We start from the raw sequence: 26,082 nt of genomic DNA, 5'->3' as shown, positions 1-26,082 counted from the left end.
TATCAAGCTATACAGAAAAACACCCAAGAAATAACAAAGATTCTAATCCGCCTATTCCACCTACTACAGAAAAACGGGCGAAAATCTCATCGATATGAGAAGAAAACAGTCTTTGATATTATGGGTGTTATCTATGAGTATAGTGGACTTAGAAAACAAAAGAAAGTTGCATAACCTTTAAAAATAATACCTACCTAGGTTTATTTGGCATGCTCATTTTTAAGGATAAAAAGTGTTTTAAGGGTTTTTTAGTTTATTTGAACGAAAGTTCATTTTGTTTCCGTTCTTAAGTTGATGGGCATGGGGTCACCATATCATTTCGGGAAAATTGTACGTTTAGACACAATTTGGACAGATTTTAACTAATTCTCTGTACTTTTAGACATAATTTTATGTTTTGTACAGAAATTCTATTTTTTTGCTTCATAAGAATGAAAATGTATCTAAAATTAAGCCATTTTCAAATAAAAAGTACATTTTTATCATTTCTAATGTCCGCTAATGCTTGTTGCGTTATCCTGTTCTATTGCTACACAAGGGCTTGGTTCATCTATTAATTGAAAATGTAAGAAAATTCCTTAACGTATAATTTTCTTTTTTCAGTCGTGTGACTCCAAATAGCCCAAATCTCGAATACACAAATCATCTTCTTTTACAGTTGATGCACATGAGTCTGCTTGCCTGGATCTGCCTCAAAACGAACGGCACCCTGTGGCGATGGCACATACGTCGTCTATGTTTAAAGTAAGCTTCAAATTCTAGTTTACGAGCATGTAGGCACGGAAGGCAGATGCTGATTTTATTGTTTCTTTCCGAAAAATATAAAATGTTAGACTGACTTTAATGTAAAACCAGCGGTAGTCTTTGACATAAAAAATAAAGTCCTAGACTGCTGCTGGTTTATTGGACTAGCGTAATCAATTGTCACTTATCATTATTGGCTACTTTCAGTTTCACATTCATTATTTTGTCTTCCATACCGTTATCCCGAGTATCGGCATAAGCGACATAACTGTATCCTAATTTGCTCATTCTTAGCTCGGTGTTATGTTTAGTCTGCTCCTCTCTCTTTGACGAACAACCATAATCCAATTGCAAAGAAAAACAAAATATAGGCGATATCTATCGCTAACGACATAGGTAAGCCAACTAATTCCGATTTATATTGTGACGTGCTCCAATAAACACTTAAATCATCATGATGAATGAATAGAATGTGTGTCCATGATGTAGATAAGAGACTACCTCCAAATATCATTTGTAAAAAGTATAGCACTAAGCTACTGCCTACTGCGATAGCAGCTGATCTCGTCCACACGCCAATCAAGGATGCTAGACTTGCATATAGGCAACATTGCAATACGATTGCTCCGATAGAGTATATAACATCCGTCATGTCGCCCCATTGTATGTTTTTTGGAGCCATCAGAAGATTCACTAACAAAGAAACAATGAATATATTAACAACACCCGTAATGATGAGCAAAATCATCGCAGCAATTTTTGCAACATACAACCTTGAGCGCGAGGACGTATGCAGAAACAGTTGTTTCAGAGTACCATATTGATACTCATCCGTCCAAATAAGAGGTGACAAAACAATCGCCCAAGGTAGAATAACAAGCATTCCCGATAGGCCAAGCAAAGCATTTACCATTTGAGCCACCGTATCATCAGCCTTGAGATTACTGGTGTATGCCCAAGAGAACAGTACCGTCATCACAATAAAACCAATGTGTGAAAGAATAAAGATTCTTTTATTCACTATCTTCAAACATTCATTCCATAACAACTTAACTCACCTCACCGCGCGCAGTTGTCCATTTTAAAAACTTATCCTCTAAACTCGTATGTGCCGACAACACCCGATGAACTTCCACCCCGGCATCACACAATGATCGAATCAGCTTTGGAACTTGACCTTCATCAATAGCTACTGTCATAGTATGCAAACCGTTAGATAATTTCTCTGTCTGCATATAACCCAACGCATGATGATCATCCCCAAACAAGTTAATCAAAACTTCGCTTGTAAGCTCAATATTATCAATGTGAAGAGTAATACAGAATTCTCCATCATTTAACCCATCATCAATCCGCTGCTCTGTCACTAAGCAGCCATTTTGCATAATAACCACTCGGCGTGCCATCTGCTCAATCTCAGACAGTTGATGACTGGAGATCACAATTGCTACGCCCAAATCTGCTGCAATTCTATTTAAATAGTTCCGGGTTTCACGGACACCAGCAGGATCAAGTGCATTCATCGGCTCATCTAACACAAGCAACTTTGGCTTTCGCAGTAGTGCTTGTGCAATTCCCAAGCGTTGTTTCATTCCCATGGAGTACGTGCCTACTCGCTGCTTAAGCGCATGTTCTATCCCGGTCAGACTGGCTACCTCCAGCAACCAATCCTTGCTCGCATTTTTGTGCAAACGCTGATATTGACGTAAATTTTCGTACCCACTCAAATAAGGATAGAAAGCAGGCGCTTCAATCACTGCCCCTACATTGAAGAGTGCTTTAGAAAACTGACTCTTAATACTGTAACCTGCAATATGCACGTCCCCGGCACTTATTGTGCTTAGACCAACTATCATCTTCATCGTGGTTGTCTTGCCCGCTCCGTTCGCACCAAGTAGTCCAATAATCTCTCCCTCTACCACATCGAACGATATGTCTTGCACAATCAACTTGCCCTTGATTTCTTTCGTTAGGTGTTGCACCGATAATACCGTTTTCAATTGTCCCACTCCTTACAATTAGTCCCAAATGTAATCTCAAGTTGATCCATATATTGTTAGTTTAGCTATTATGTTTTAAAGAAGACATGTATTATTCTTACATTTGCCTTACAATGTTGTAAGGTGTAATGAGTATTATGTTTTCAATCAAAGTCTAGGCAACAAACACTATCCAACTGATGTATAGAAATAAAAAAACTATCTATTTCTTAAAGAGAAAAAATAGATAGTTTTGTCGAAAATGTGTCTAAACGTACAATTTTCCCGAAATGATATGGTGACCCCATGCCCATCAACTTAAGAACAGAAACAAAATGAGCTTTCGTTCAAATACACTAAAAAACTCCTAGAGTACTTTTTATCTTTAAAAATGAGCATATCAAATAAACCTAGATAAGTATCTTTTTTTAAATTATGCAGCTTTCTTTTGTTTTTTTAATCCATTATACTCATAGACAACACCCAAAATATCAAAGACAGTTTTTTTCTCATATCTGTGAGATTTCCGTCCATTCTTCTGTAGAAGGTGGAACAGACGGATAAGAACCTTTGCTATTTCTTGGGTGTTTTGCTGCATGTTTTGATATAAAATGTGTAAATGATCTTGAATCATTCCAATTGCTTTATATTCACTTAATTCCTGTTTCTTCTTTTGTAAAATTAATTGTCGCATCTTAAACATAATAGAAGAACATAAAAAAATGGCAATAAGTTTTCCATAAACATGGCATTCTAATCGCTCTTGTTTAATATTTTGCCAATGATGAATTTGAAATAGGGATTTCCAAGTTTTAAAGATGATTTCAATTTGCCAGCGGAGAGAGTAAAAATCATGGATTTGTTCCATCGGAACAATCTCCCAGGGGGTATTGGTAACATATAGGTTCATGCCAGTTAATCGTTTGCTCTTTTCCGAATATGTAATGCCCTTTTTACTTTCCGTATACATTTGTTTTTTCATACGCTCATGAAGTTGTTTTTCTGTTAATCGATACATAATCACCCGAGTGAATAGTTTTTTATCCTTTCCAATATAAGCTTCTTTTATTTCATAGACCTGCCCTGATTTTAAGGTATCCATAATGTGTTCTAAATCAACTTTGATGTACTGAGACTGTTTTTTTATTGTCCCATTTCGAAAGTATTCAGGAAATTCATTTTTGATATACACCATATTGTTTAATTTGAGCCGCGATATATAATACACACCACGTTGGTCCATTTGATCTAAATCATCCAGTGAATAATAGCCTAAATCCCGAATACATAGATCACCAGGGCGTAATGTCGATAAACACTCTGTTCCAAAGGTTTTATCATTATTTTTCCCTGGTTCAATTTGAACATTTAAAAACTGACCACTATGTAAATCATATTCTAATTGAATGTTTATACCCGCTGTTTGTGCACAACCACCTGACCCAGGTTACACACTAGCTAAATGTTTTGGCACTTGGAAAATCGTTGCATCTAAAATACGAATTCGTTGAAAATAAGCGATTGAAGAGCTTGGAATCACTGATGTTTCACAAATTTTACTTTTTAGCAATGTAGAGAAAATGTGTTTTAAAAAGCAAACAGCTTTTTTATTGAAACGCTTATTGAGTCCTTCTGGACTCATGAGTGTTCCTGTAACAGCATGAAGTTGACTACACAGTCTCACTAAAGAATCACTCGCTACTCGTTGACTAATCCAAACACATATAGTAGCTAAATCATGCCCTGAAAATTTACGTTTCCGTTGTACAAAACTTAGTTCTCTAGCGAGATTTTCCAAAAATGAAGGAGTAAGATGTTCATATAATTCTTCAGCAAATAATTGTAGTTCACTCTGAATCGAAAGATTCATAAAAAACGCCATCCTTTCTGTATATTTCTACAAAAAGAATAACGTTTTTTTGTATTTAAGGGTATTAAAATCTCTTAAGTTAAGGGGAATGTATGTTGACCCCTATAGGAGTTATGTTACAATTGAATAAATTAAGAAAAATCAATTTATTCAGGTGTGACTGCATTTTATAATGAAAAAGTGTGGCTTTTTGACTTTTGGTGTACGGAGCATTATTATAATTTTCCACCAATAAAAGTTTATGTCAGAGCTACCAAGGAGAGATCATACGATGTCCGAGAAGATGCATGCTGACGAATTGGAAATTGAAGAACGACTTGTGCGTCGTTTGCTTGTCGATCAGTTCCCCCGCTGGGCAGAGTTGCCCCTTCGTAAGGTAGAGCCAGTTGGAACGGTAAATACCGTTTTCCGACTTGGCGACGAATATTCCATTCGGCTAGCGAGAAGGGAAGGACCGACGACACCAGGAGGACGCGAGTTCTTATGGCTACCAAAACTCGCGCCATTAGTTCCGCTTGAAATCCCTGTACCTATCGCTCAAGGGCGCCCCAATAACGAATACCCATGGTTTTGGGAGATACATTCGTGGCTGAGGGGTGAAACGGTGCCGATAGAGGCGATTGACGAGATTCAGGCAGCACGCGATCTCGCAGGGTTTGTCCTAGCACTGCAACAAGTCGATCCAACGGGAGGGCCGTTAGGACGCGGCATTCCTTTGGCCCAACGGGACAAGGACTTCCGATATTGGCTAGCACGATTTAATGGCGATCCCGCAGTGTCTGCTGTATGGGAGTCGGCTCTTTCCGCGCCTACATGGAACGGTCCTCCTGTTTGGCATCACGGCGATCTAGATGTACGTAACTGGCTCGTGCGTGATAAGCGTATCAGCGGTGTGATTGATTGGGAGACAATGGGCATAGGTGACCCTGCGTGTGATGTAATGGTCGCGTGGAAGTTGCACTCGCCAGAGGCGCGCGATGTGTTCCTTGATGCTATCCGTACGGACGATGCTACATTGGCAAGGGCCCGCGGATGGGTCGTATCACAGGCGGTTGCAATCCTTACCTACTACACGCCGCAAAACAATCCAATTTTGTACAATGAGGCGAAATCCTGGCTAGATCTAGTGCTAGTTCAAAAGTAATTCAGTGATTTTAAGAGTGAAACATATCTCAGTTATTCATATTCAACGGGCTTATTCAGAAAGCGAGAGAACCATAAAAAACGTTATCTTTTCAAGTATTTTACTGAAAGAATAACGTTTTTTTCATTTTTGGGGAAATTCGTCTCCTTAACTTGATGGGCATGGGGTAGCACCAACAAAACGCGAATTTCGTACGCTAAGCAAAATTCCACAAAGAAAAAGTCGATTTCCTGTACGTTAAGGAATCGACTTTTTAATGAGTAACTTAATGTCTCTATTACAGAAATAGACATACAAAAACGCCATCCTTTCCTATGATTCTACAGAAAGAATAGCGTATTTTTTCATTTTAAGGAAATTTAGTTTTGTTAGCTTGATAGCGATGTGGCGGCACCCTAAAAAGAAGTTCATTTTTTCTGAAAAATGCATATAAATTAAATATTAATAATAAATATCCAAAAAAATGATTTTATATTTCCTTAATTTATTCCTTTCCATCTACATTAATCCTTTATTACAACAGCTTTCACGTCTAAAATAAGATGTTTCAACAAAGGAAAATATAAGTATCTTTATAATGAGTTCCCAATATAATCAATGTGTTAATCAAAGTAACTCTGTGTTATTTTTGCTTTTCTACTAACTAATACAGCTTCAAACAATGGACACAATTGTTACATGCCAACTGTAATTTATTATCTATTCAAAATTCTATTTATTCAATCTTTCTAAAAATAAAAAAATATTAATTTTATAAATATACACGTTATAATGAGGACGTCGAGAGATAATCTATTATCTCCGAAGCAAATATCAAACTGATACGATTACTTTAAGAAAGGTGTGTGATCAGAAGGGAAATGTATTCAAAATGCTTTAGTAGCAGCGGACATCGCATTAACTGGCGTAAACAATATAATCAATGCTGACGAAGTTATTGAAGCGATGTATAGAGTTGGAAGACAAATGCCTCGCAAATTAAGAGAGGCAGGTTTAGGCGGAATTGCGGACACACATACAGGTATTACCATTAAAAGTAAAAAAAGAGAGAAACAATTAAAGCAATAAACAGTTATTAGAAATATTGTGAAGTAGTTAGTAATTCTATTCTCTATTGTTCTCTTAAGAGTGTCTTTATATTGAGAGCCAGTATCACTAAAGTATACTACTATACAATTAAAATGTTTTGTGAACGCTAACAAATCCATCAGGTTGATGACTCGCGAATTTTTCGATTTTGATTAACTTAGAAGAAGGACACACGATGTGGCGCACCTTGTAAGCAATTCATTTTTCAAGAATGGTCTATATTCCTAAGCCTTAAAAAAAGACGTAAGAATAGGATACAAGGAGGAATTATTATATGAATGGGAATACTGCAAAAAAAATAGAATTTCAAGCTGAAAATACTGCAGTAAAAAATGAGAAATATCCAGATCCTAAAAAGTGGCATAAACAGGATACTACCTGGGCATTGAGCCTTTTTGGAACAGCAATTGGAGCAGGAGTACTCTTTTTACCTATTAATGCAGGTTCAGGTGGTTTATTATCATTACTGTTAATTACCATACTTGCATATCCTGTTATGTATTACTCACATAGGGCGCTTGCTAAAATGATATACGCTTCCAATTCTGCTGATGAGGGGATTACAGGTACAATAAGAGAGTATTTCGGAAATAAGGCAAGTATCATTTTTAACATAGTATATTTCGGCTCAATTTATACGATCGTGCTGATGTATTCAGTTGCACTTACAAATACTGCAAGTAGTTTTATCGTGAATCAATTGCACATGAAGGAGCCTCCAAGGGCCATTTTATCGCTTGTATTAGTACTCGGTCTTATAGCTATACTAAATTTTGGTCAAGATATCACTGTAAAGATAATGAGCATGCTAGTATATCCTTTCATAGCGTCTCTACTTTTTATCGCAATATCTTTGATTCCACAGTGGAATACGTCAATGCTTAGTTTTTCAAGTGTTTCTACTGCTTCGACAGGAACAGGATATTTTGGAACGATATGGATGATACTACCAATCATAGTATTCTCGTTTAATCATTCTCCTCTTATTTCGTCATTTGTTATGAAACAGAGAGCTACCTATGGAATAGAAGCTACTGATGCCAAATGTGCTCAAATACAAAAAGTTTGTTATATCATGACATTCGCTGTTGTTATGTTCTTTGTTTGGAGTAGTGCATTGAGTTTGACTCCAAATGATCTTAAAATGGCAAAAGAACAGAACTTGTCAATTCTATCATATCTTGCTAATGAGCTTAATTCGCCTCTAATCACTATTGCAGCTCCTATCATTGCTTTTACGGCCATAACAAAGTCCTTCCTTGGCCATTATATAGGAGCATATGAGGTAATGCGTGACATGATTGTCAAGTTCAGTAAAACACGCGGAAAAGATATAGAAGAAAAAACAGTTAAGACAATGATCCTTACTTTTGTCGTATTAACATGCTGGTATGTTGCTTATGCAAATCCAAGTATTCTTGGACTCATTGATGCCCTTAGCGGTCCGTTAGTTGCTGCTATCTTATGTCTATTACCAATGTATGCGATCCGTAAAGTACCAGTACTAGCTAAATACAGAGGGAAAATGAGCAATGTATTTGTCATTGTTATAGGTGTACTTACTGTCCTAGCAAGTATTAAGTCATTATTCTAATTCACTATTGTTGGTTCTGGTGCAAAAATAGTGGGATATGAAAAAAGAACGAAAGATTCCTAGCGGAATTGAATTTTATGTTGTTAAACCAAAGAGATCATGGATAAGATATATCTGTTTTTGGACAGACTTCTCACCTTGGAGAGTTTGTCCTTTTTTGATCATATGCATAACTTCTATTCCAGCAATCACTTTTTTAGCTGTTTGCAATGATTTTAATCCAAGCATATTGGGGTGCCGCCCCATATCCATCAACTTAAGAATTTTATAACGCCCCCAAAACGAAAAAAATGAGTTTAATTCCTATATTTAACTGTAGGGAGACAAAAGTTTTGTTTTGGGAACAGTCAATTTCTTAACTTGACGGGCATGTGGTGCTACCCCATCGCTATCAAGCTCCGGTTAGCTACCAAGTATCACCAAGAAGGTGGAGGCCATTCTCCAATTAATTGCCGAATCAGTGCTACCTGTCCGGTATGATAACTGTTGTGTGCCATAAGAGTGGCTAAAAGGTTACCACGAGTCCTTTTCAATCCCGCGTCTTTCAGTTCCTTTAAATCTTTTTTTGCTTCGTTTTCAGCTTCCTTTAGCCCCTTACTGAATAGAAAAAGAGTGTCACTCCACTCGGTTTTATATGACGGAGCTATTTCATCGGGCCATGAGTCTTCGTCATGTTCTGGATGATTGGGCACCCTACCTTTAAGGTAGGCAAGATAGAAATCTTGCCAAAAAATCATATGGTTTAGAATCTGCCACACTGAATATGGACAGTTTGCAGGTTTTTCCCCAGCCATCTCCCACCGTAAACCCTCAAACACCTCCAAGGGGTCAACATGAGCATTTTCCCCATGTAACCCTTTTTCAAAGAAATAAGATGACATAAGCATTCCCTCACTTTTACAAAATTGAACAAACTTTTTTCACTCAACAAAATGACCAATTCTTTCGACCTTCCCACTGTTTCTCATCCCTTTTGTGCTTTTTTGTACTTTTGCCAGGCGGCGAAACATAAAAGTTAGAATTTTCTGTACTCCCCTTTATTATAACAAATATTCAACAATCTGGCCCAATTGCGGAACAAGAAAAAATCCTGCACATCAACACAGGATTTTTGATCAAACTTTTTTACAAATTATCAAACTTTATTATAAACGATCAGACTTTTTTATAAATTATCAAACTTTGTTTTAAAGCCACAGTTGTTTAATTTCAGAAAGTGAATCATCAATAATAGCCCCTTTTTTAAATTCCAAAGTGAATCATATATTTATTCTCTTCTTTTGCTTGAATAATTTTTTTAGCTAATTCGTTAAGATCAACAGATTGCTTCATATCTTTGTAAGATATAACCACATCTAAAAATTGAGATAATGATTCAGGTGGAATAATCGTAATACCCGAATACGCTAAACCGTATTCGGGACGTTTTAACGAATGAAAATACGTCTTCATTGTCGATAAGGATTTAAGCAAATTTTCGATAATATCATCATCTACAGAAATACAGTTATGTACATCTGGAGTGTAACTCTCGTAAGTTTTTTGACTATTGATGTCATTAATTACGCCAAATTCGTGATTTAAAGCCATAAGTTTAACTCCCCTTTTGATAATTTTCCTATCCTTTTCTTAACTAACCGAATATTGAAATATCCTTATTTTCATTATACCGAGAATCATTAAAAGATGGAGTGGGTTCTGATTTTTATTCCATTTTTTTAAACAACATTATTTGTTTTTAATCGACTTTATTGTAAATTAAACAACTTTATTATCACTCAATAGATTGAGGTCGAAATATCAGTAAACTAAGTTATTTTTTAGCCTTCCTTGACATATAGATAGAGAGATCCTGAAACACAATTCAGAAGTAATAGACCCAAAATAATATTAATTGCTAACTGACTTGAAATTATATGTATTGCATTGAATGTCAATATAATAACCGTGCCTAGGAAAAGTATGCTATACATTACTTTTGTCATTTGTAATTGAACTATTTTCCCTCGTTCATCATTTCCTTCTATACTTCTTTGAAATTTAAATATATAAAAGTTAGAAAGGACTATTATTATAGCAGCTATGGTAATTAATAAGTCAGTCATATCATTCATCCTCCTTATAAATAAAGACATCTGTTATTTATACATTGAACGCATAAGCAATTTTGTAGGCTAAAACAACAGAAGGTGTATACTTGTTTTTTTCAATGTTAAAGATGGTTTGACGGCTAATCTGAACTCGATCCGCCAACTCCTGTTGAGTCCACCCTTTTTCAGCTCTATATACAACTATACGATTGTTTAACAATTATATATACAATATGTGTACCTCAATTAATTTTTATATTAAAGTATTAAATTGAATCTATCTCATTTTCTCTCTTTATAATGCTGCTACCATCCTGCACTAGCATTCATACCATTTCCGAGAATAGTAAGAAATACTGGCAATAATACAGGTCCTAAGGTAAGAAATATGTTTAAAAGTATAATGGTTCTATATAACCGGGTATAATTTAAATCATGACGATTTACAAATACTAAAATGACTAATGATATAATGGTCGTTAAAAATAAAAATAGTATTAGTAACCAATACAACATCATAGTTTTAAACTCCCATTTTCCTAACAGCTCGTATATTATTCCGATTAGAATTCCTAATACTGCAACATTAAAGGAAATAACTGTGATTTTTGTGAGCACTTTAGAAAATGTGCTATCATATGCATTTTTACAATATAAATGTATTAAAAAGAATAAAGATATATATGCCATTAATACATCTCCCCAATATAAGATCCAGTCCTCATTTCCCTTTAAATTAAATACAAGCCCAATCATCCCTAGTACTGCGAAAATTAACGAAATAATTATGTTTTTTAACATCGGTTTCATGATAGTTTTACATCCTTAAAAATTTTATAATAAAGCATTCGTTTTTACTCTTAACTTGGCCTCTACTTATCAAAATTTCCTTTTAATTAACAGAGAACCTGTTTGATAGTATTCTTCCATTACTTCTTTTGGAACCATACTCCCTCCCGTTCCCCATACAATATGTGTACCTTGATTCAATTTATGTTTTAAATCATTATTTTGTATATAGCCTTTACCCTCTTTATGCAATTTAATTGGCCCAATCATCCCTGCTAATGCTGATGGTTCTAACTTGATATCCTCTTTATCTACTAATTCTTTTAATAACTTATATAAATGATTATCACTAATTGTATATGCACCGCTTAAAAATGGTTCAATAGTTTTACCTACAAATCCAGACGCTCTACCCACAGCAAGTCCATCGGCATCCGTTTTATTATCAATCCCAAAATCTTGTACGGAAATCCCATCATGTAATCCGGTCATCATACCTAATAACATACATGGAGAATGAGTTGGTTCTGCAAAAAATACATGTACATGATCCCCATACAATAATTTTAAACCAAACGAAACACCACCTGGTCCTCCTCCTACTCCACATGGCAGATATACAAATAAAGGATGAGATTCATCTACTTTTATTTGCATATCCTTTAGTTGTTTATGTAGGCGCGTAGCAGCTACTGCATAACCTAAAAATAAGTGCTTTGAGTTTTCATCATCAATAAAATAGCACATTGGATTCTTATCAGCTTGTATTCTTCCTTCTTCTACCGCTTTACTATAGTCTGCTGTATATTCAACAACAGTAACCCCTTTACTTCTAAGTAGATCTTTTTTCCACTTTTTCGCATCAGCTGACATATGGACAGTTACATTGAATCCTAACTTTGCACTCATAATTCCAATGCTTAACCCTAAATTTCCGGTTGAACCTACTGCAATCGAATAATTTGAAAAGAAAGTTCTAAACTTTTCACTATCTAATATGGAATAATCATCTTGTTTAGTTAACAAGTTATTTTTTAATGCTAAATCTTCGGCGTGTTTTAGTACCTCATATACACCTCCTCTTGCTTTAATAGATCCTGAAATGGGAAGATGACTATCACATTTTAGTAATAATTGTCCTGGTATTTCCTCTTTATATTCTCCTTGCAGATATTGTTTCATGGAATTAATTTTCACTAGTGGCGATTCAATAATACCATTCGCCTCTTGTGTTTCAGGAAAAACTTTTGCAATATATGGAGCAAATCTTTTTAATCGATCTTCTGCATCTATAACATCCGCTTTAGTTAAAGTACTATTTTGAATGAAAGATTCAAAATTCGTCTTATTTGGATTAAGCCAAATAACTTCCTCTGTTTCAATCAGCTTTTGAATCAATGGATACTTCTTCTTTAAAATCTCTTTTGTTTGTAATGAAATTTCGCTCATTTATAAACCCCCTGAATTGCTATAACTATTTTTCAGCATTTTTAATAGTATTACAACGATATATTTATTTAAAAATTAATCATAATTTATTATAATTAAGTATATATTAACATTTAATTAAATTTAAGTAAACTTAATTAATTTATATTTAATAAATTTTACTTACCCAAAGGGGATTATGTATATGAACAATATTAATGTTGGTCAAAAAATTATGGCATTTAGAAAAGGCGCAGGATTAACTAGTAAACGTTTAGCAGAATTAGCTGATGTAACACCTTCCATGTTAAGTCAGATCGAAAAAGGAAGCACCAATCCATCACTACAAACTTTAAAATTAATTTCTGTAGCATTAAATATTCCGCTATTTAATTTTTTCTTAGAAGATACGAATACAGAAGAATTAGTTGTAAGAGCTAATCAAAGAAAAAAAATAAGCTTTCCTGAAAGCGGAAATGTTTCATATGAATTGCTATCTCCCACTTTAGATGGATCACTGGAATTTGCATTAATGAATTTGTTACCCCAAACCGCTTCATCTATAGAGCCTGTGGCACATAAGGGTGAAGAAATAGCATTTATTATGGAAGGTCATGTAAAACTTTATCTAAATGACGAGGTTTTACTTCTCAATACAGGTGATAGTGTCAAAATTCCTCCTTATGCAAAACATAAATGGGAAAATACTTCTTTAAATAAGGTCATCGTTATATTTGGAGTAACTCCACCATCTTTTTAATTTTTAGCACTAATATGTTTCAAGAAGAAAAAAGAATTATCTAATGATTTTTATATATGTTATTATCGTGTTCTTCTTTGGCTTTAGAATAAAGTTACGCTGTTTGTAAAAAATCAATTCCTATTTCAAGTCTTATGACAAGGGGTACCGCCAATATTTCGACCCCACATTAAGTAAATTCAGCTTTTTTTATTCTAAAGTACGTAAGAAATGTAAACTTGCCGAATACAATCCCTTAAATTTATATTTTCATAAGAAATTGAATTGGGGGAGCGCCAACAAAACGCGCATTTCGTACGCTAAGCAAATTTCAACCTAAAAAAGTCGATTTCTACTATATTTTAGAAATCGACTTTTTTAGGTTGGTTATTCCACCAAAGGATTCGTTAGATTAAGTGCATTTTTTCACAATCAAATGATACAACTTTAAAAATTGGCTCCAACATATTTTGTGGGAAAATGTCCTCTCCATGATTGCTTATTTTTTATCCAATCTAAACTACTCTAAATTATTATTAATTTTTTTTACAACTTTTGCTGGCACTCCTGCAACAACAGTGTTTTCTAGTACATCCTTAGTAACAACAGCTCCTGCCGCAACAACAGAATTATCCCCAATCGTAACACCAGGTAGTATTGTTGAATTTGAACCAATCCATACATTTTCTCCAAGTTTAACTGGAGATGGGTATGTTATGTTTCTTGTTTCTAATGATAACCCATGATTAAGTGTAGCAATCGTAACATTCATACCAATCATTGAACCGTTTCCTATACTAATTCCACCTCTATCTTGGAATGAACAGCCTGTGTTAAAAAACACGTTTTTTCCAATCGTGATATTTTTACCAAAGTCTGTATAAAATGGCGGAAAGCACATAAAAGATACATCCACTTTGTTACCTGTTAGTTCACTAAAAATCTCCACAATTTCTTCTCTTGAATGATAGGATGTATTCAATGTCATTGTTATTTTTTGGGCTTCATAACTACATTGAGTTAATAGCTTATGTAATTCTTTATCCTCACTTGAAATTGAATTGCCTTTCTTACAAAAATCTATAAACTCTTTCATGTCCATTTTTAAAATCACCTATCTTTCTTTGCTACTAATATAATTATTTTTGATACAAATAATCCATTAGAGAAATCAGGAGCTTTCGGGGCAGCAGACACAATCTAATATTGATTAATATTAACTTCTACTTCACTTAATATTCCCTACATTAAAATAATGAGAGCCATAGGTATTCTAAACTGTCCAAATATGGTCTACGACAATACATTTTGGGGAAGTTTTAGTTTCCCTACGCTAAGGATTGTGATCTTCCTCTGAGTTACGTGTAAAAGTGATAAGAATAACTGATAATCCCTGTAATTAAATATTAATATAAATCATCTTATTTTTATAAAACAACATACATCTTAAAAGTTTCTAATACGAGGTTTACTACTCGTAATAAGGGAATGTCAAGATTACAGTAAGGGGTACCGTCACATGCCCATCAACTTAAGGATAGAAACTCCACGGTTTTCCATTAATTGAAATGAACAAACTTTTAAACAGTATTATCCTCTTAAAAATGAGCATACGAAATAAACCCTAACGGGTTTCATTTTTTTACTTATGCAACTTTTTTTTGTTTTCTATATCCACTATACTCATAGATAACACCCATAATATCAAAGATAGTTTTCTTCTCATATCGATGAGATTTCCGGCCATTTTTCTTTAGTAGGGTAAACAGGCAGATTAAAACCTTTGTTATTATATGGGTGTTTCTCTGTATCGCTTGATATAACAGGGATAGATGATCTTGAATCATCCCAATTGCTTTATATTCACTTAGTTCTCTTTTGTGCTTTCGCAACAGAAGTTGGCGCATCTTAAACATCGTGGAAGAACAGATAAAAATGGCAATGAGTTTTCCATACACATGGCATTCTAATCGCTCTTGTTTGATAGTTTGCCAGTGATGAATTTGAAATAGAGATTTCCACGTTTTAAATATGATTTCGATCTGCCAGCGGGGGGAGTAAAAATCATGGATTTGTTCCATCGGAACCATCTCCCAAGGCGTATTCGTAACATATATGTTGATACCCGTTAATCGTTTACTCTTTTCTGAAAATGTAATCCCCTTTTTACTTTCGGTATAGCTTTGTTTTTTTCTACGTTCCAGTATTTGTTCCTCTGTTAATCGGTAGATAATTACTCTTGTAAATAATCTTTGGTTCTTGCCAATATACGCCTCTTTTATTTCATACGTTTGTCCTGGTTTTAACGTGTGCATAATGTTCTCTAAATCAACTTGGATATACTGTGACTGTTTTTTGATTGTCCCATTTCGAAAGTATTCCGGAAACGGATTTTTCGTATAGACAGTATGGTTTAATTTAAGTCTTGATATATAGTACACGCCACGTTGGTCCATTTGATCTAAGTCTTCCAATGAAAAATAACCCAAATCGCGAATACATAAATCTCCTGGGCGTAAGGTATCTAAGCAATCTGTTCCAAATGTTTTATCATTATTTTTTCCAGGCCCTACCTGGAAGTTTAAAAACTGTCCGCTGTGTAAGTCATATTCTAATTGAATCTTGATACCTGCTGTTTGTGCACAACCACCTGATCCAGGATATACATGAGCTAAATGTTTCGGTACTTGAAAAATCGTCGCATCTAAAATACGAATTCGTTAAAAATACGTGAGTGCTGCACTTGAAATGGCTGATGTTTTATAAAGTTTACTTTTCCATAATGCAGAAAAAATATATTTCAAAAATTCAACCGCTTTTTTATTAAAGCGTTTATTGAGTCCTTCTGGACTCATAAGAGTGCCTGTGGCTGCGTGTAATTGACTGCATAGTCGAACGAGAGAATCACTCGCTGTACGTTGACTTACCCAGATACATATGGTAGCTAATTCATTTCCTGAAAACTTTCGTTTTCTTTTTACAAAACCTAATTCTTTTGCGAGTTCTTCCAAAAGAGAAGGGGTTAAATGACGATACAGCTCTTCAGAAAATAGTTGTAATTCATCTTGAATCGAAAAATTCATAAAAAGTGTCACCCTTTCTGCCTAGCTTTTTAGAAAGAATAACGCTTTTTTATACTTGGGTGTAGTGAATATTTTTGAGCTGATAAGCATGTATGGTGCCCCCTATTACATTACCTCTAAAGATGTATAGAATTTTAATACTATTAGTGGATTTAATATTGTTTTTACATTGATATATTTAATATTCAAGAACAGAAAATAAGGGGGAAAACCATATGATTAAAGGGTTGTATGAAGCACACTTACCAGTTAGTAATTTAAAAAATTCAATTGAATTTTATCGAAAATTAGGATTGAAACTTGCTTGGCGTGATGAAGACACTGCTTTCTTTTGGATTGAAAAAGGTAAGAGTTGGTTGGGATTATGGGAAGGAAATGAGTATGAAACTCGATACCACCCTTCTTTACGACATATTGCTTTTCGAGTTTCATATGAAGATTTAAAAGAATCTTTAAAGTGGCTAGATTTTATTCAAGTTGAAGCTGTCCCATTTGGTAATAGAGAATCTACTGAGCCATTTATCCGCCCACACCAAGGTAATGCTTCAGTATACTTCAAAGACCCAGATGGTAACAGTTTAGAATTAATATGTCATATTGAAGTTCCTAATGAATTAAAACATATTACAGATAAGTTGTCCTTTGTAGATTGGGAGAAACTAGTTAATAATACATTTAAATGAGAGATGCGAGATAAGCTTATTTTACTAAATGGGATCACCACACATCACTATCAGGCAAATATTTTAGAGTATCCCAAAAACGAAAATTGTATCTCTTCATAGTTGTTCATGAAAATTCAGTTCATTTTTTTCATTTAGGGGAACAATTAATCTCTTAAGTTGATGGGCATGTGATGCTACCCCATTAAGAAGGGGGAAATTAAGAAATGTCTAATACAAAAATAAATTTCTCATTGATTGAAAAAATTCAAAGAGGTGGATATGTTCTTTATTTAAGACATGCTGAGCCATCTAATAATACTTTAAGTGATGAAGGAAAAAAACAAGCTAAAAAACTTGGAGATATTTTCAAGGAACGTCATATACCTATTCAATATCCTGTATTTACAAGCCCTATTGGTCGTACAGTAGAAACAGGGAAACTAGCTTTTAGGGATGGCAAACAAGAAGTATATAAAAATTTAGAATTAATTCGTTATTTATACAAAAAAGATAAGGAGCATCCAATAAAGAAGGATTTAATTGCTTCTTTTGAAAAAAAACCTTTCCAAACTTTAAATACTGTATTTGTTGGTCATGATCATTGTTTTAGTGAATCCATGCAATGCCAAGATAATAAGGATCATTGTCTCTGTTATCTAGATACCATTATTTTGCAACCCAAAGGTCAAGGGAATGGTTTTGATTTTGTAGGTTTAATAACTTTGCAACAATTCATTGAATGGAATAATTATGATAAAAATTGTTCTTAAACTATTCATTATCTAGCCCTTTTTGAAACTTTTGAAATACGAGAGGTTTGATTAATTCGGCTATTTCCTTAGTAACTACAATTAATCTGTTTATACCTTTCGAGGTTTAAGTTTATTGAAATTTAGAATGAAAACCTGAATCGAATTTTTGGTTCTAGTGCAAAAATCATTAGATAGAGACATAGAACCTACACAGTCTATTCAATTCTAGATTATTATGCAATTCCAAAAAAATTATGTACAAATTCAACTTCATCTTGGATAGACTTCACTTGTTGGTGAAGTTTTCCTTTTTTCAGCATATACTTTTCTTCTTTCAACGCTCGAATTATTACAAGATAAGCGGGGTTCTTATCTACTGTTATCACGCGAGGTTTGGAAACGTACGAAAAAGCCAAGGCTTTCTTGAAAAAGTACTTGGCTGCTTGTTTATCTCTTGATTTATTTAGATAAAAATCAATGGTATTCCCTTCTGAATCAACGGCACGATATAAATACGTCCATCGCCCTTTTACGTTAATATAAGTTTCATCGACTCTCCACGAGTCATTTGTTGATGTAAGGTAATGTCGTACTTTCTCTTTTAATTAAGGTCCATATTGATGAACCCAGCGCATAATGGTGGTGCGAGCAATGGATAATCCTCTTTCCTCCATCATTTCCACCAAGTTACGAAAGCTCAAATTGTACCGCAGGTACCATCTTACTATTAATAAGATCAGTTCAGGCTGATAATGTTTCCACTTGAATAGGTTTTGCTTTTCCATACTAATCACGTGCTTTTTTAGAGTACTAGTATCAGTATGTCCAAGTTTCAGAGGTTAGTTACATAAATCTTATAGTTTTTGCACCAGAACCCTTCAATGTAAAAAGTGCTGTCATTTTGAAAGATAATTCTCTATCATAATTTTATTATTTATGTAAAGCATGACGTCACATCGCTATCAAGCTAAGTTTATGCAAAGTCAATTTTAGAGGGAATTATTTCTTTTTTCTAAAGTCAAGTTTAAGATGTTTAGTTTCTTTTAAAAATTCATTGTAGGTTATTTAAACTGAAAAACAAAAAGAACTTGTAGAAATCACTACAAGTTCTTTTTCAGATAATGTATAAAAGGTGAATCAAACTATCTCATTACTCGTAACGAGGAAACCATCTTACATATGGCTTGATTTCATTATATAACAAAAATTAACATCTTTAGATTTTAATTTTGAAAATTATGTGAATTGAGAAAACCGAATGGTTTATCATTTTCTTTTCCTAAAAAATCCATTTAGTTATTTCGTATAAATAACTTTAAATTAATATCTACATCATAATTAAGTAGTTAAAATATAAGTATAGGTAAATAGAGAAGAATGTAGCATTCTTACAGATAAATCTACATTCATATGTATATAGAATTATAATTTTTAAGCACTTCCGCATAACAGATATTTCCATGATGTATTTTACGAAAAGTTTAAATTGCATATTTTTTTACAAATTACACATTTGAAAGAACGCTTGATAGAACTAGTTCTATCAAGCACTTATTTTTAGATGATATAATGAACAAAGCAAGTTGTAGTTTATTAAGGGGGATACAATTAGTGAGTAAAAATGAATTGTCATTAAATCTGCATACAAATCCAGGTATCATCGGTTGGGATTTAGGTTTCCATGTTCAATTCATCAATGGTGATCCTGATGGTATTACATACATACCTGTATTTGAGTCACCACATGTTAATGTTTTAAATCGGCATGAATCAACAAGAGCATATGCTAGGTGGACAACATTATTACGGTTGGTCAATGGATTACGGTTGGTACTAGATAACGATATGATTGTAGCTGCAACAACACTTTACTTTGATAACGGATTTAATATTAGAGGTGAAAGTTATTCAGAAGACCTTGATATCATATTAGAAGAATTGTCATATCCATTTGATGAAGGTGTACTTTCCATGTTAAAGAAAAGGGACAAGAATTCGGAACCAGATAGATACAAAGATTATCTACAATTAATTATTGATGAACCAATTGTAAGAGAAGTTATAATCTTATTAACACTTGCTGAAGAACAAATTATTTACCTATTAATAAATACATATAAGATTTTTGAAAATATCCTTTCAGATTTAGGTTTAGGAACAAGTAAACTTAATACAAATAAAAAAGGACTACCAGAAGATTTATTTAATTCTTTAAAGGAATTAAATGAATTTACTCAATACATAAATTCTAGAGATGGATCTGGCATTTTGTGCAGACATGGTGCAACTAAAAAGCCTGCTCCAGCAAAAATTCCAACAAGAGAAGAGATTAGAACGGCTTTAACTTCTACAATTGATGAATGGTTAATTTATAAATGTACAATGACTTTTGGAAGAACTTATAGAAAGCGTACCACCAGCCAAACGAAAAAAACACGTTAAGGATTATTGATTCATTTTAAATTGTGTTGTATTCAAAATTAAATAATTTTGATGAATTATGTTGCATTAACAACTGTTTTCATTGGTATTCTTATGTCCTAACGCAACTGTTGGTTTGAATTAAATGTAGCAACATAATCGCTGCTACATTTATTTTAAGAAATTCCTATAAAAAAATGAAATTAGAATATGTTTTTATAAATCTCTTCTATATTTGTGTTAGACATTACTTTCTTAGCGGTTGGAAGCAAGATTTTATTTCTATTTCCAAACATCCCTTCATAGCATTGTGGATTACTGTTTGCTTCTTGTAATAAAGTTTCGAATTGTTCTTTATTAAATTCTTCGTAGAAAGGTTTTATACAGATTTCAAAAGTATGATCTGCATTATTAAATGACCCACTATGATAATAATGACTAATCATAAAATCATAAAACTCACTTAATACGTCTTCTTTTTTCGCTAATTCGTTTAGAATTTCTACATCTTCACTTCTTAGGTAATAACGATGAATATAAGGTTGGTTATAATAACTACCATGACCATGAATTTTAGATTCAATTGCGTTAAAGTGATCCTTTAAAGATTCGGAAACAAAAACACTTCTAATAAACCAGCTGTTTTTTTTAGTCGCACGCTTATTTAATATTTCTTGTGTGTGATTTCTGAATAAAGAATAAATTTCAGGATATCGTGATAGGAAATCAAACAACTTGGATAGGATAGTTTCCTTATCCAAAAAGTCACTGAAATAATCTGGGTTCTTTTTTATATAGTTAAATAAAATTTCATTGTACTTTTTATATATAATTAGCAATACCTTGTAGTTAATGTTTCGATTATCATTTTCTCGTTTCCCATCATTTTTAAAAACAATTTTCCAAAGATTCTTAAAGATATATTCAGTTAGTTCTTTATTAAAGTGAACAAAAAATTTAGATTCTATATAGGTTTCTAAGCGCTCCTAATTTGATAAATCGTGTTGTATTCTTTCTATCTCGACCATAAATGGAACGAATACATTTTTTGTGAATAGAGGGTGTTTAGTTAATAACCCTTCTAGCATATTTTTTATTAATGATTCTGCTTGTTCTTTATTTGGTCTGTACAAAATATCCATTGAATTTAATACAGGATGAGCACATAAATTCCGGTATGTTTTTAACGTTTTAATATGAGTATAAACATCATTTTCTAACAATTTTGCTTCTATAAAAGATTTTTCAATTAATTGATTTTCCCAATCGGGTGAAACAGGATTGGCTTCTTTTTCAACATGCAGATCCTTTAATATTTTTTCTGCCTTAGCATCTCCATGAATTTCCTCTAAATCTTTTAATTTAAAAACTAAATCACAAATTACTACTGTGCATAGCATCACAACGGAAGATCTATAATTACCATTTTCGAATGTATTTAGTACCTCTTCAAAGTATTCTTTGGTTTTTTGATGATGGATCTTATTTGCTAGTACTTGAATTGTATCGGCATCTGAATTAACTACTTCTATCTCTTCTGCTATGTCCGGTTCTGCTAGTGGATATTCAACTTCATTTGTCAATTTGTTTCCCCCTCTATAATTGTATATTTCTATCATACTATATAATTACCAGTAGCCCTCCATTGTTAGCTTCCATTAGGAACAAATTCAGTCACAACTATTTTGTCGAGAAGAAATGAAAAAAGCACCCTAAGGTGCCTTCTTCCGACTTGCACCACTTTAATTATAATAATATGTATTGGATTCTCATCCGAATATTATTTTACCATGTTAAATTAGATGCGAAATGTATCAAGTATATTATCTTTTTCTTCTTTATTAATACCGATGTATCTTAGTGTAATTTGTGGTGTATTATGATTCAATATTTCTTGTAGCATAGCAATATCCTTTGTCTGCTTGTAAAACCAATACCCAAACGTTTTACGCATTGTATGAGTGCCTAAAGATTCTACACCGGCAAAATCCCCGGCTTTTTGTAACTGTCGATAGGCTTACATTTTACTAATGGGTTTATCTTTGAGAAGGAAATAACCAGGTACTTTTTAGAGTTTCAGCGTATGGAAATACTTCCTCAAAAATAGATGTAATCTTGAATTTTTGTTCGTGTCACTATAGTTTACTCCCCCAATCTGTAATTGGGAGAGTTATTTAATACTATTTATTGAAAGCTCTTTGGACGAAAGTCTTCTTTTTCTAGAATATTTGATGGTGTAATATTAATACGCTTTGAATCTGTGAACACGACTGTTGTTGCACCGTATTTATTAATAAAATACGTTTCTATTCGCTTGTGTTCTTCTGTACTACATTTACCACTGCAGCCCCAATCTGTACATAGAGGCAGTTCTATTTTTTTTGTCCCTTCATGAAAACTGTATAATTCGTTATGTTGTGCTTCATCTTTATAAGGAAAATGATTTTTTAAGTTGTTGGTATCTTTCCATCGTTGAACTAACTCGCGATAAAGTTTCTTATACGATTCTGTGACATCCGATTTATATATAAGGGACCTCTTCACTTGCCGCTATTTTTCTCAAAAATGCCCTTTGTTGTTTAATTATTATTTTATCTTCTTTGTTAGAATTAGTACTTGTTTTAATTGATAGGTATTGCTTAAATGTGCTTTTCTCTTTACTATCCCTATATGGAAATTTGTCCAACAATTTTTCCGGTGATTGATTCATTACAAGTAGATCGTGACACAATCTGGAAAATACGTCTTCTACAGAATCGTTATTGTTTATGGTCATATTGTAGTTTGCACATATAAATTTTAGGTATAATTTTTGTTCTTGTTCCATCCTATCAGTTGATTTAATCATAGGTTTTAGAGTTATTCGTTCAATTGTAGTTGTAGAGGTACTCTTTATATTATTTTTGATATTATTAGGTTCCTTTAATCTTGATGCCTTTTTCTTATTTGTTGTTCTTTTTGGAGTATTAATATTTATATTCTGGGAGATTCGTGCTTTCTTTTTGGTGTTGGAACGATTAATTGCTTTTTTATGAGCCTTTATTATTCTATTACTGCTCCGTTTTATCATTGGTCCGATGCTTAATAAACTTCTGTCATAATCTATATAATCTGCAGCAGCCCCATTTAATAACTTTGTGGTATAAAAGGATCGGACATCTTCCCACTCGCTAGTCAATCTATATCCTTGATTACGTAACAAATTCTGAACGTATCGACCATATTTATCATAGTATCGTGATCGAAATATTCTACAGTCTAGTATAGTAATAATTCCATAATCATTAATACTTCTAATTAATCTACCTACTGCTTGATTTAACTTGTTTGCCATCATAGGGTTTATAACTAAATTATTTTTATCCTCGTAAGACAGCCCCTGGCTCATTAAATCTATTATAGGATCATCTTTGGATGTAAACGGTAATTTATTAAGGATAACTGAGGTCAATGCCGTACCAGATACTGAAAATCCTGAAAAATAACTACCGGTGCCAACTAAAACGCTGGTTTCATTCTCTTTAAAAAGCTGTGTTAAGACTTCAGTACTATTCTCACCTTGATTATATACAGGAATTTCTTTCCCCTGTAGTTCATTACGTATCTCTCTATAAAACTCATTTTTTTGCTTATTTGAGGTATTTAAGAGAAGTGTTCGGCCACCAGTTAAATTAAGTAGATCTTTAATAGGCTTAGATGCCGTTTGAGTGAATGTTTTTGATACTGGGTGATCTAAACCCTTTGGAATATATATTATGGCTTGATTTGTATAATCAAAGGGGCTTTTGAAGCTTTTAGTAATAGCTTCATTTGGTTTGATTCCCCATTTATGTTCTATAAATGAGAAATCTGAATCTACGGTTAACGTTCCGGACATGAATATAATTTTATTCTTGGATTGCATGTACTTTAAAAGTTGTCTAAACTCTTTTTTAAAATGATTTGTTATGGCATAAAACCCATCATCTTCTAAATTAAACCACGTTGTATATTTTTTTTCTTTTACAAACAAATCTATAATGCGTAATAGGTCCTCCAGCTCTTGTCCTCTATTATCTTTATACACAAGTAGATTTGCATGAAGTATATCTTTTAGATTATTAAATATTTCTATAACGCTAGGATCAAGTTTAAAATTTCCGTTATCAATTTCTGGATGTTCTTTTTTTACTTTATGTATCCAATTTAATAGCTTTTGTACTGAGCTTTTCCATTTTTCATTTTTTCGTTTAATCGTATTAGTTATTGATTTTAATTGAGGAATGTTAATCCTTTTTTCGATTATTTTCATAAATGCTTCTTGAAATTCATGGGCCTCATCAATGATGATAACTCCTATATCAGTCTTCAATGTTGACTCATGTGCTGTATCAGTGTCTAAATCGTTTAATAGGGATTGAATTAGTTGTCCATGATTAGTTATTACTAATTGGTTATCCGAGGATTTAAAATTATTACGATGCTTTCTTGTTGAACAGTTATATGCAAACTTGCAATTTCTACAAAGTGAACTAGACTCCATATTGATTTGTTTCCATATATCATGATCAATTTCAAAGTCAAATTTACTAGCTAGCTCACTTCTTTGTCCGGTTTTACTACCATTGAAAAAATGCTGTAAAATGTTCTTGAATTTGCGAGATTTAACAGTATCTATACCGTTTTTATTCATCTGTTTAGCCCTACTATGGCAATAATAGTGTGACATTCCCTTTGCGGTTATAGTTTTTTGGGTGAACCCTAATTTTCTTAATAGTGGGATTTCCTCGTTTTCTAATTGCCCCTGTAGATTAATGGTAGCTGTGACGTACATTATATTCCTGCTATGTAACAGGTTATATTTTCTATCTACTAGGGCCGGTACTAACGCTGCTAATGATTTTCCTGTTCCTACAGGTGCTTGGATAATCATCATTTTCTTATTTGTATTAAGAAATTCCGCTATATCTAAAGCCATTTGAACTTGGGATTGTCTGACCTTATTTGTCTTATATATTTCTGGTAACTTTTCCTCGAATATGTTAAGGATTACGTCGGCTGTAGATCTCATGCAATGCCCCCTGTTGGAAAAATAGTTAATTTTTTCTAACACAATTGTACCAACGAACAAATATTCTCACAATATATATATGAAAATAATAGATATCATTTTAGTTTAGATCAGGATTCACCAAGTGATTTGTACATATTAACTACTAAAAAATGTCCACTTATGTGTCTTGATAAACAACTAGGTGGGTATGTAAATACAAATTTATTTCAAGGATACAACTGTGAAACAATCATAAGATAATTTCTTATTAGATCACGCTTTTTCTTCCACAGGTTTAATTGGTATTCTTATTTATTGATTTAAACCAGAGCAAGCAATCTCATTAGAAACATCAGCACTTTTAGCGAGAGAGTTACTAATCGAGAAACATTTCAATAGTTCCGTCAAATAAGTATCTTTAGACATACATATAAAATAAAAAAGAGCGACTTGTTACTATCACTCCTTTTTATTTCTCTCAATATTTTATCAAAATAACTGCAAAGAACATTGCCATTACATATTCATTTTATTCTTCTTTTAACACCTATCAATAATACTAGGCATTTTCAAACCATTTTAAATAACTGGTAGTGGGCTTTTTTCTCTCCAGTAGCGAACTTTTTTGTCTTTGGACAAATGTTTTATCACCAGCTAGTATAA

The 26,082-nt window shown here is 33.2% G+C and carries 19 protein-coding genes and 7 pseudogenes; 8 read left to right on the top strand and 18 right to left on the bottom strand.

Translation table 11 applies throughout. The features are described 5' to 3' along the window. Positions 1-174, top strand: a pseudogene (locus J4P91_RS22395) (IS4 family transposase); the annotation flags it as partial. 877 nt (positions 175-1,051) lie between these two features. Here the strand turns inward: J4P91_RS22395 and J4P91_RS22390 are convergent. From J4P91_RS22390 to J4P91_RS22380, 3 genes and pseudogenes are all read right to left on the bottom strand, one after another. Beyond that, the gene (locus J4P91_RS22390; RefSeq protein ID WP_033799484.1) at positions 1,052-1,792 is read right to left on the bottom strand and encodes an ABC transporter permease; all 741 of its coding nucleotides are present in this window, start codon (positions 1,790-1,792) and stop codon (positions 1,052-1,054) included. 1 nt (position 1,793) lies between these two features. After that, positions 1,794-2,744, bottom strand: coding sequence for an ABC transporter ATP-binding protein (locus tag J4P91_RS22385; RefSeq protein WP_207995886.1), 951 nt, complete (start codon positions 2,742-2,744; stop codon positions 1,794-1,796). 412 nt (positions 2,745-3,156) lie between these two features. Beyond that, positions 3,157-4,593: pseudogene (locus tag J4P91_RS22380) on the bottom strand (IS4 family transposase). Between the two features lie 271 nt (positions 4,594-4,864). Between J4P91_RS22380 and J4P91_RS22375 the strand changes: the two are divergent. From J4P91_RS22375 to J4P91_RS22365, 3 genes and pseudogenes are all read left to right on the top strand, one after another. Then, the gene (locus J4P91_RS22375) at positions 4,865-5,737 is read left to right on the top strand and encodes an aminoglycoside phosphotransferase family protein (protein WP_017154581.1); all 873 of its coding nucleotides are present in this window, start codon (positions 4,865-4,867) and stop codon (positions 5,735-5,737) included. Between the two features lie 870 nt (positions 5,738-6,607). Next, positions 6,608-6,805: pseudogene (locus tag J4P91_RS22370) on the top strand (L-serine ammonia-lyase, iron-sulfur-dependent, subunit alpha); the annotation flags it as partial. A gap of 295 nt (positions 6,806-7,100) precedes the next feature. Continuing rightward, positions 7,101-8,420: an aromatic amino acid transport family protein gene (locus tag J4P91_RS22365; protein ID WP_207995885.1), complete on the top strand. Its 1,320-nt coding sequence runs from the start codon at positions 7,101-7,103 to the stop codon at positions 8,418-8,420. A gap of 75 nt (positions 8,421-8,495) precedes the next feature. On the opposite strand, the pseudogene J4P91_RS22360 reads toward J4P91_RS22365, so the two are convergent. The 7 genes and pseudogenes from J4P91_RS22360 to J4P91_RS22330 all read right to left on the bottom strand — a co-directional run. Continuing rightward, a pseudogene (locus J4P91_RS22360) lies at positions 8,496-8,651 on the bottom strand (IS6 family transposase); the annotation flags it as partial. Between the two features lie 185 nt (positions 8,652-8,836). After that, on the bottom strand, positions 8,837-9,301 hold the full coding sequence (locus J4P91_RS22355) for a DinB family protein (protein ID WP_207995884.1): 465 nt from the start codon (positions 9,299-9,301) through the stop codon (positions 8,837-8,839). Between the two features lie 361 nt (positions 9,302-9,662). After that, positions 9,663-10,010, bottom strand: a complete 348-nt coding sequence (locus J4P91_RS22350; RefSeq protein WP_207995883.1) for a short-chain dehydrogenase — start codon at positions 10,008-10,010, stop codon at positions 9,663-9,665. A 230-nt stretch (positions 10,011-10,240) separates the two neighbouring features. Further along, positions 10,241-10,525, bottom strand: coding sequence for a hypothetical protein (locus J4P91_RS22345; RefSeq protein WP_207995882.1), 285 nt, complete (start codon positions 10,523-10,525; stop codon positions 10,241-10,243). Between the two features lie 37 nt (positions 10,526-10,562). Continuing rightward, entirely contained in the window at positions 10,563-10,730 is a 168-nt protein-coding gene (locus tag J4P91_RS22340; protein ID WP_207995881.1) for a helix-turn-helix transcriptional regulator, read from the bottom strand. A gap of 86 nt (positions 10,731-10,816) precedes the next feature. Next, the gene (locus tag J4P91_RS22335) at positions 10,817-11,320 is read right to left on the bottom strand and encodes a DUF3902 family protein (RefSeq protein WP_207995880.1); all 504 of its coding nucleotides are present in this window, start codon (positions 11,318-11,320) and stop codon (positions 10,817-10,819) included. Between the two features lie 69 nt (positions 11,321-11,389). Next, positions 11,390-12,748, bottom strand: a complete 1,359-nt coding sequence (locus tag J4P91_RS22330; RefSeq protein WP_207995879.1) for a D-serine ammonia-lyase — start codon at positions 12,746-12,748, stop codon at positions 11,390-11,392. A 184-nt stretch (positions 12,749-12,932) separates the two neighbouring features. Here J4P91_RS22330 and J4P91_RS22325 point away from each other — a divergent pair, with 184 nt between their 5' ends. Further along, positions 12,933-13,487 carry a helix-turn-helix domain-containing protein gene (locus J4P91_RS22325; protein ID WP_207995878.1) on the top strand — a complete coding sequence of 185 codons (555 nt, stop codon included), beginning with the start codon at positions 12,933-12,935 and terminating at the stop codon, positions 13,485-13,487. Between the two features lie 499 nt (positions 13,488-13,986). Here the strand turns inward: J4P91_RS22325 and J4P91_RS22320 are convergent, their stop codons facing one another. Continuing rightward, positions 13,987-14,568 (bottom strand): sugar O-acetyltransferase, encoded by a 582-nt coding sequence (locus J4P91_RS22320; protein WP_207995877.1) that lies wholly within the window; start codon positions 14,566-14,568, stop codon positions 13,987-13,989. A 544-nt stretch (positions 14,569-15,112) separates the two neighbouring features. After that, positions 15,113-16,549: pseudogene (locus tag J4P91_RS22315) on the bottom strand (IS4 family transposase). A gap of 215 nt (positions 16,550-16,764) precedes the next feature. Here J4P91_RS22315 and J4P91_RS22310 point away from each other — a divergent pair. Next, positions 16,765-17,232, top strand: a complete 468-nt coding sequence (locus J4P91_RS22310) for a VOC family protein (protein WP_017154350.1) — start codon at positions 16,765-16,767, stop codon at positions 17,230-17,232. 206 nt (positions 17,233-17,438) lie between these two features. Beyond that, positions 17,439-17,984 carry a histidine phosphatase family protein gene (locus tag J4P91_RS22305; RefSeq protein ID WP_207995876.1) on the top strand — a complete coding sequence of 182 codons (546 nt, stop codon included), beginning with the start codon at positions 17,439-17,441 and terminating at the stop codon, positions 17,982-17,984. 230 nt (positions 17,985-18,214) lie between these two features. Here J4P91_RS22305 and J4P91_RS22300 read toward each other — a convergent pair. Next, positions 18,215-18,751, bottom strand: a pseudogene (locus J4P91_RS22300) (IS6 family transposase); the annotation flags it as partial. Between the two features lie 826 nt (positions 18,752-19,577). Here J4P91_RS22300 and J4P91_RS22295 point away from each other — a divergent pair. Beyond that, complete coding sequence (locus J4P91_RS22295; RefSeq protein ID WP_207995875.1) at positions 19,578-20,408, top strand: hypothetical protein; 831 nt, start codon at positions 19,578-19,580, stop codon at positions 20,406-20,408. A gap of 182 nt (positions 20,409-20,590) precedes the next feature. Here the strand turns inward: J4P91_RS22295 and J4P91_RS29055 are convergent, their stop codons facing one another. The 5 genes and pseudogenes from J4P91_RS29055 to J4P91_RS22275 form a co-directional block, all read right to left on the bottom strand. After that, positions 20,591-21,148, bottom strand: coding sequence for a hypothetical protein (locus tag J4P91_RS29055; protein ID WP_243763966.1), 558 nt, complete (start codon positions 21,146-21,148; stop codon positions 20,591-20,593). A 225-nt stretch (positions 21,149-21,373) separates the two neighbouring features. Then, positions 21,374-21,970: a hypothetical protein gene (locus J4P91_RS29050; RefSeq protein WP_243763965.1), complete on the bottom strand. Its 597-nt coding sequence runs from the start codon at positions 21,968-21,970 to the stop codon at positions 21,374-21,376. A 215-nt stretch (positions 21,971-22,185) separates the two neighbouring features. Then, positions 22,186-22,516 (bottom strand): annotated as a pseudogene (locus J4P91_RS22285) (tyrosine-type recombinase/integrase); the annotation flags it as partial. Positions 22,517-22,571: 55 nt separating this feature from the next. Further along, complete coding sequence (locus J4P91_RS22280) at positions 22,572-22,931, bottom strand: hypothetical protein (RefSeq protein ID WP_207995874.1); 360 nt, start codon at positions 22,929-22,931, stop codon at positions 22,572-22,574. Next, positions 22,909-25,437 carry an ATP-dependent DNA helicase gene (locus J4P91_RS22275; protein ID WP_207995873.1) on the bottom strand — a complete coding sequence of 843 codons (2,529 nt, stop codon included), beginning with the start codon at positions 25,435-25,437 and terminating at the stop codon, positions 22,909-22,911. Before J4P91_RS22275 ends, J4P91_RS22280 begins: the two co-directional genes overlap by 23 nt. Positions 25,438-26,082 lie beyond the last annotated feature (645 nt).

The organism is Bacillus sp. XF8, assembly GCF_017498755.1.
Taxonomy (GTDB): Bacteria; Bacillota; Bacilli; order Bacillales; family Bacillaceae_G; genus Bacillus_A; species Bacillus_A bingmayongensis.
This window is presented reverse-complemented; position numbering and strand designations above follow the sequence as displayed.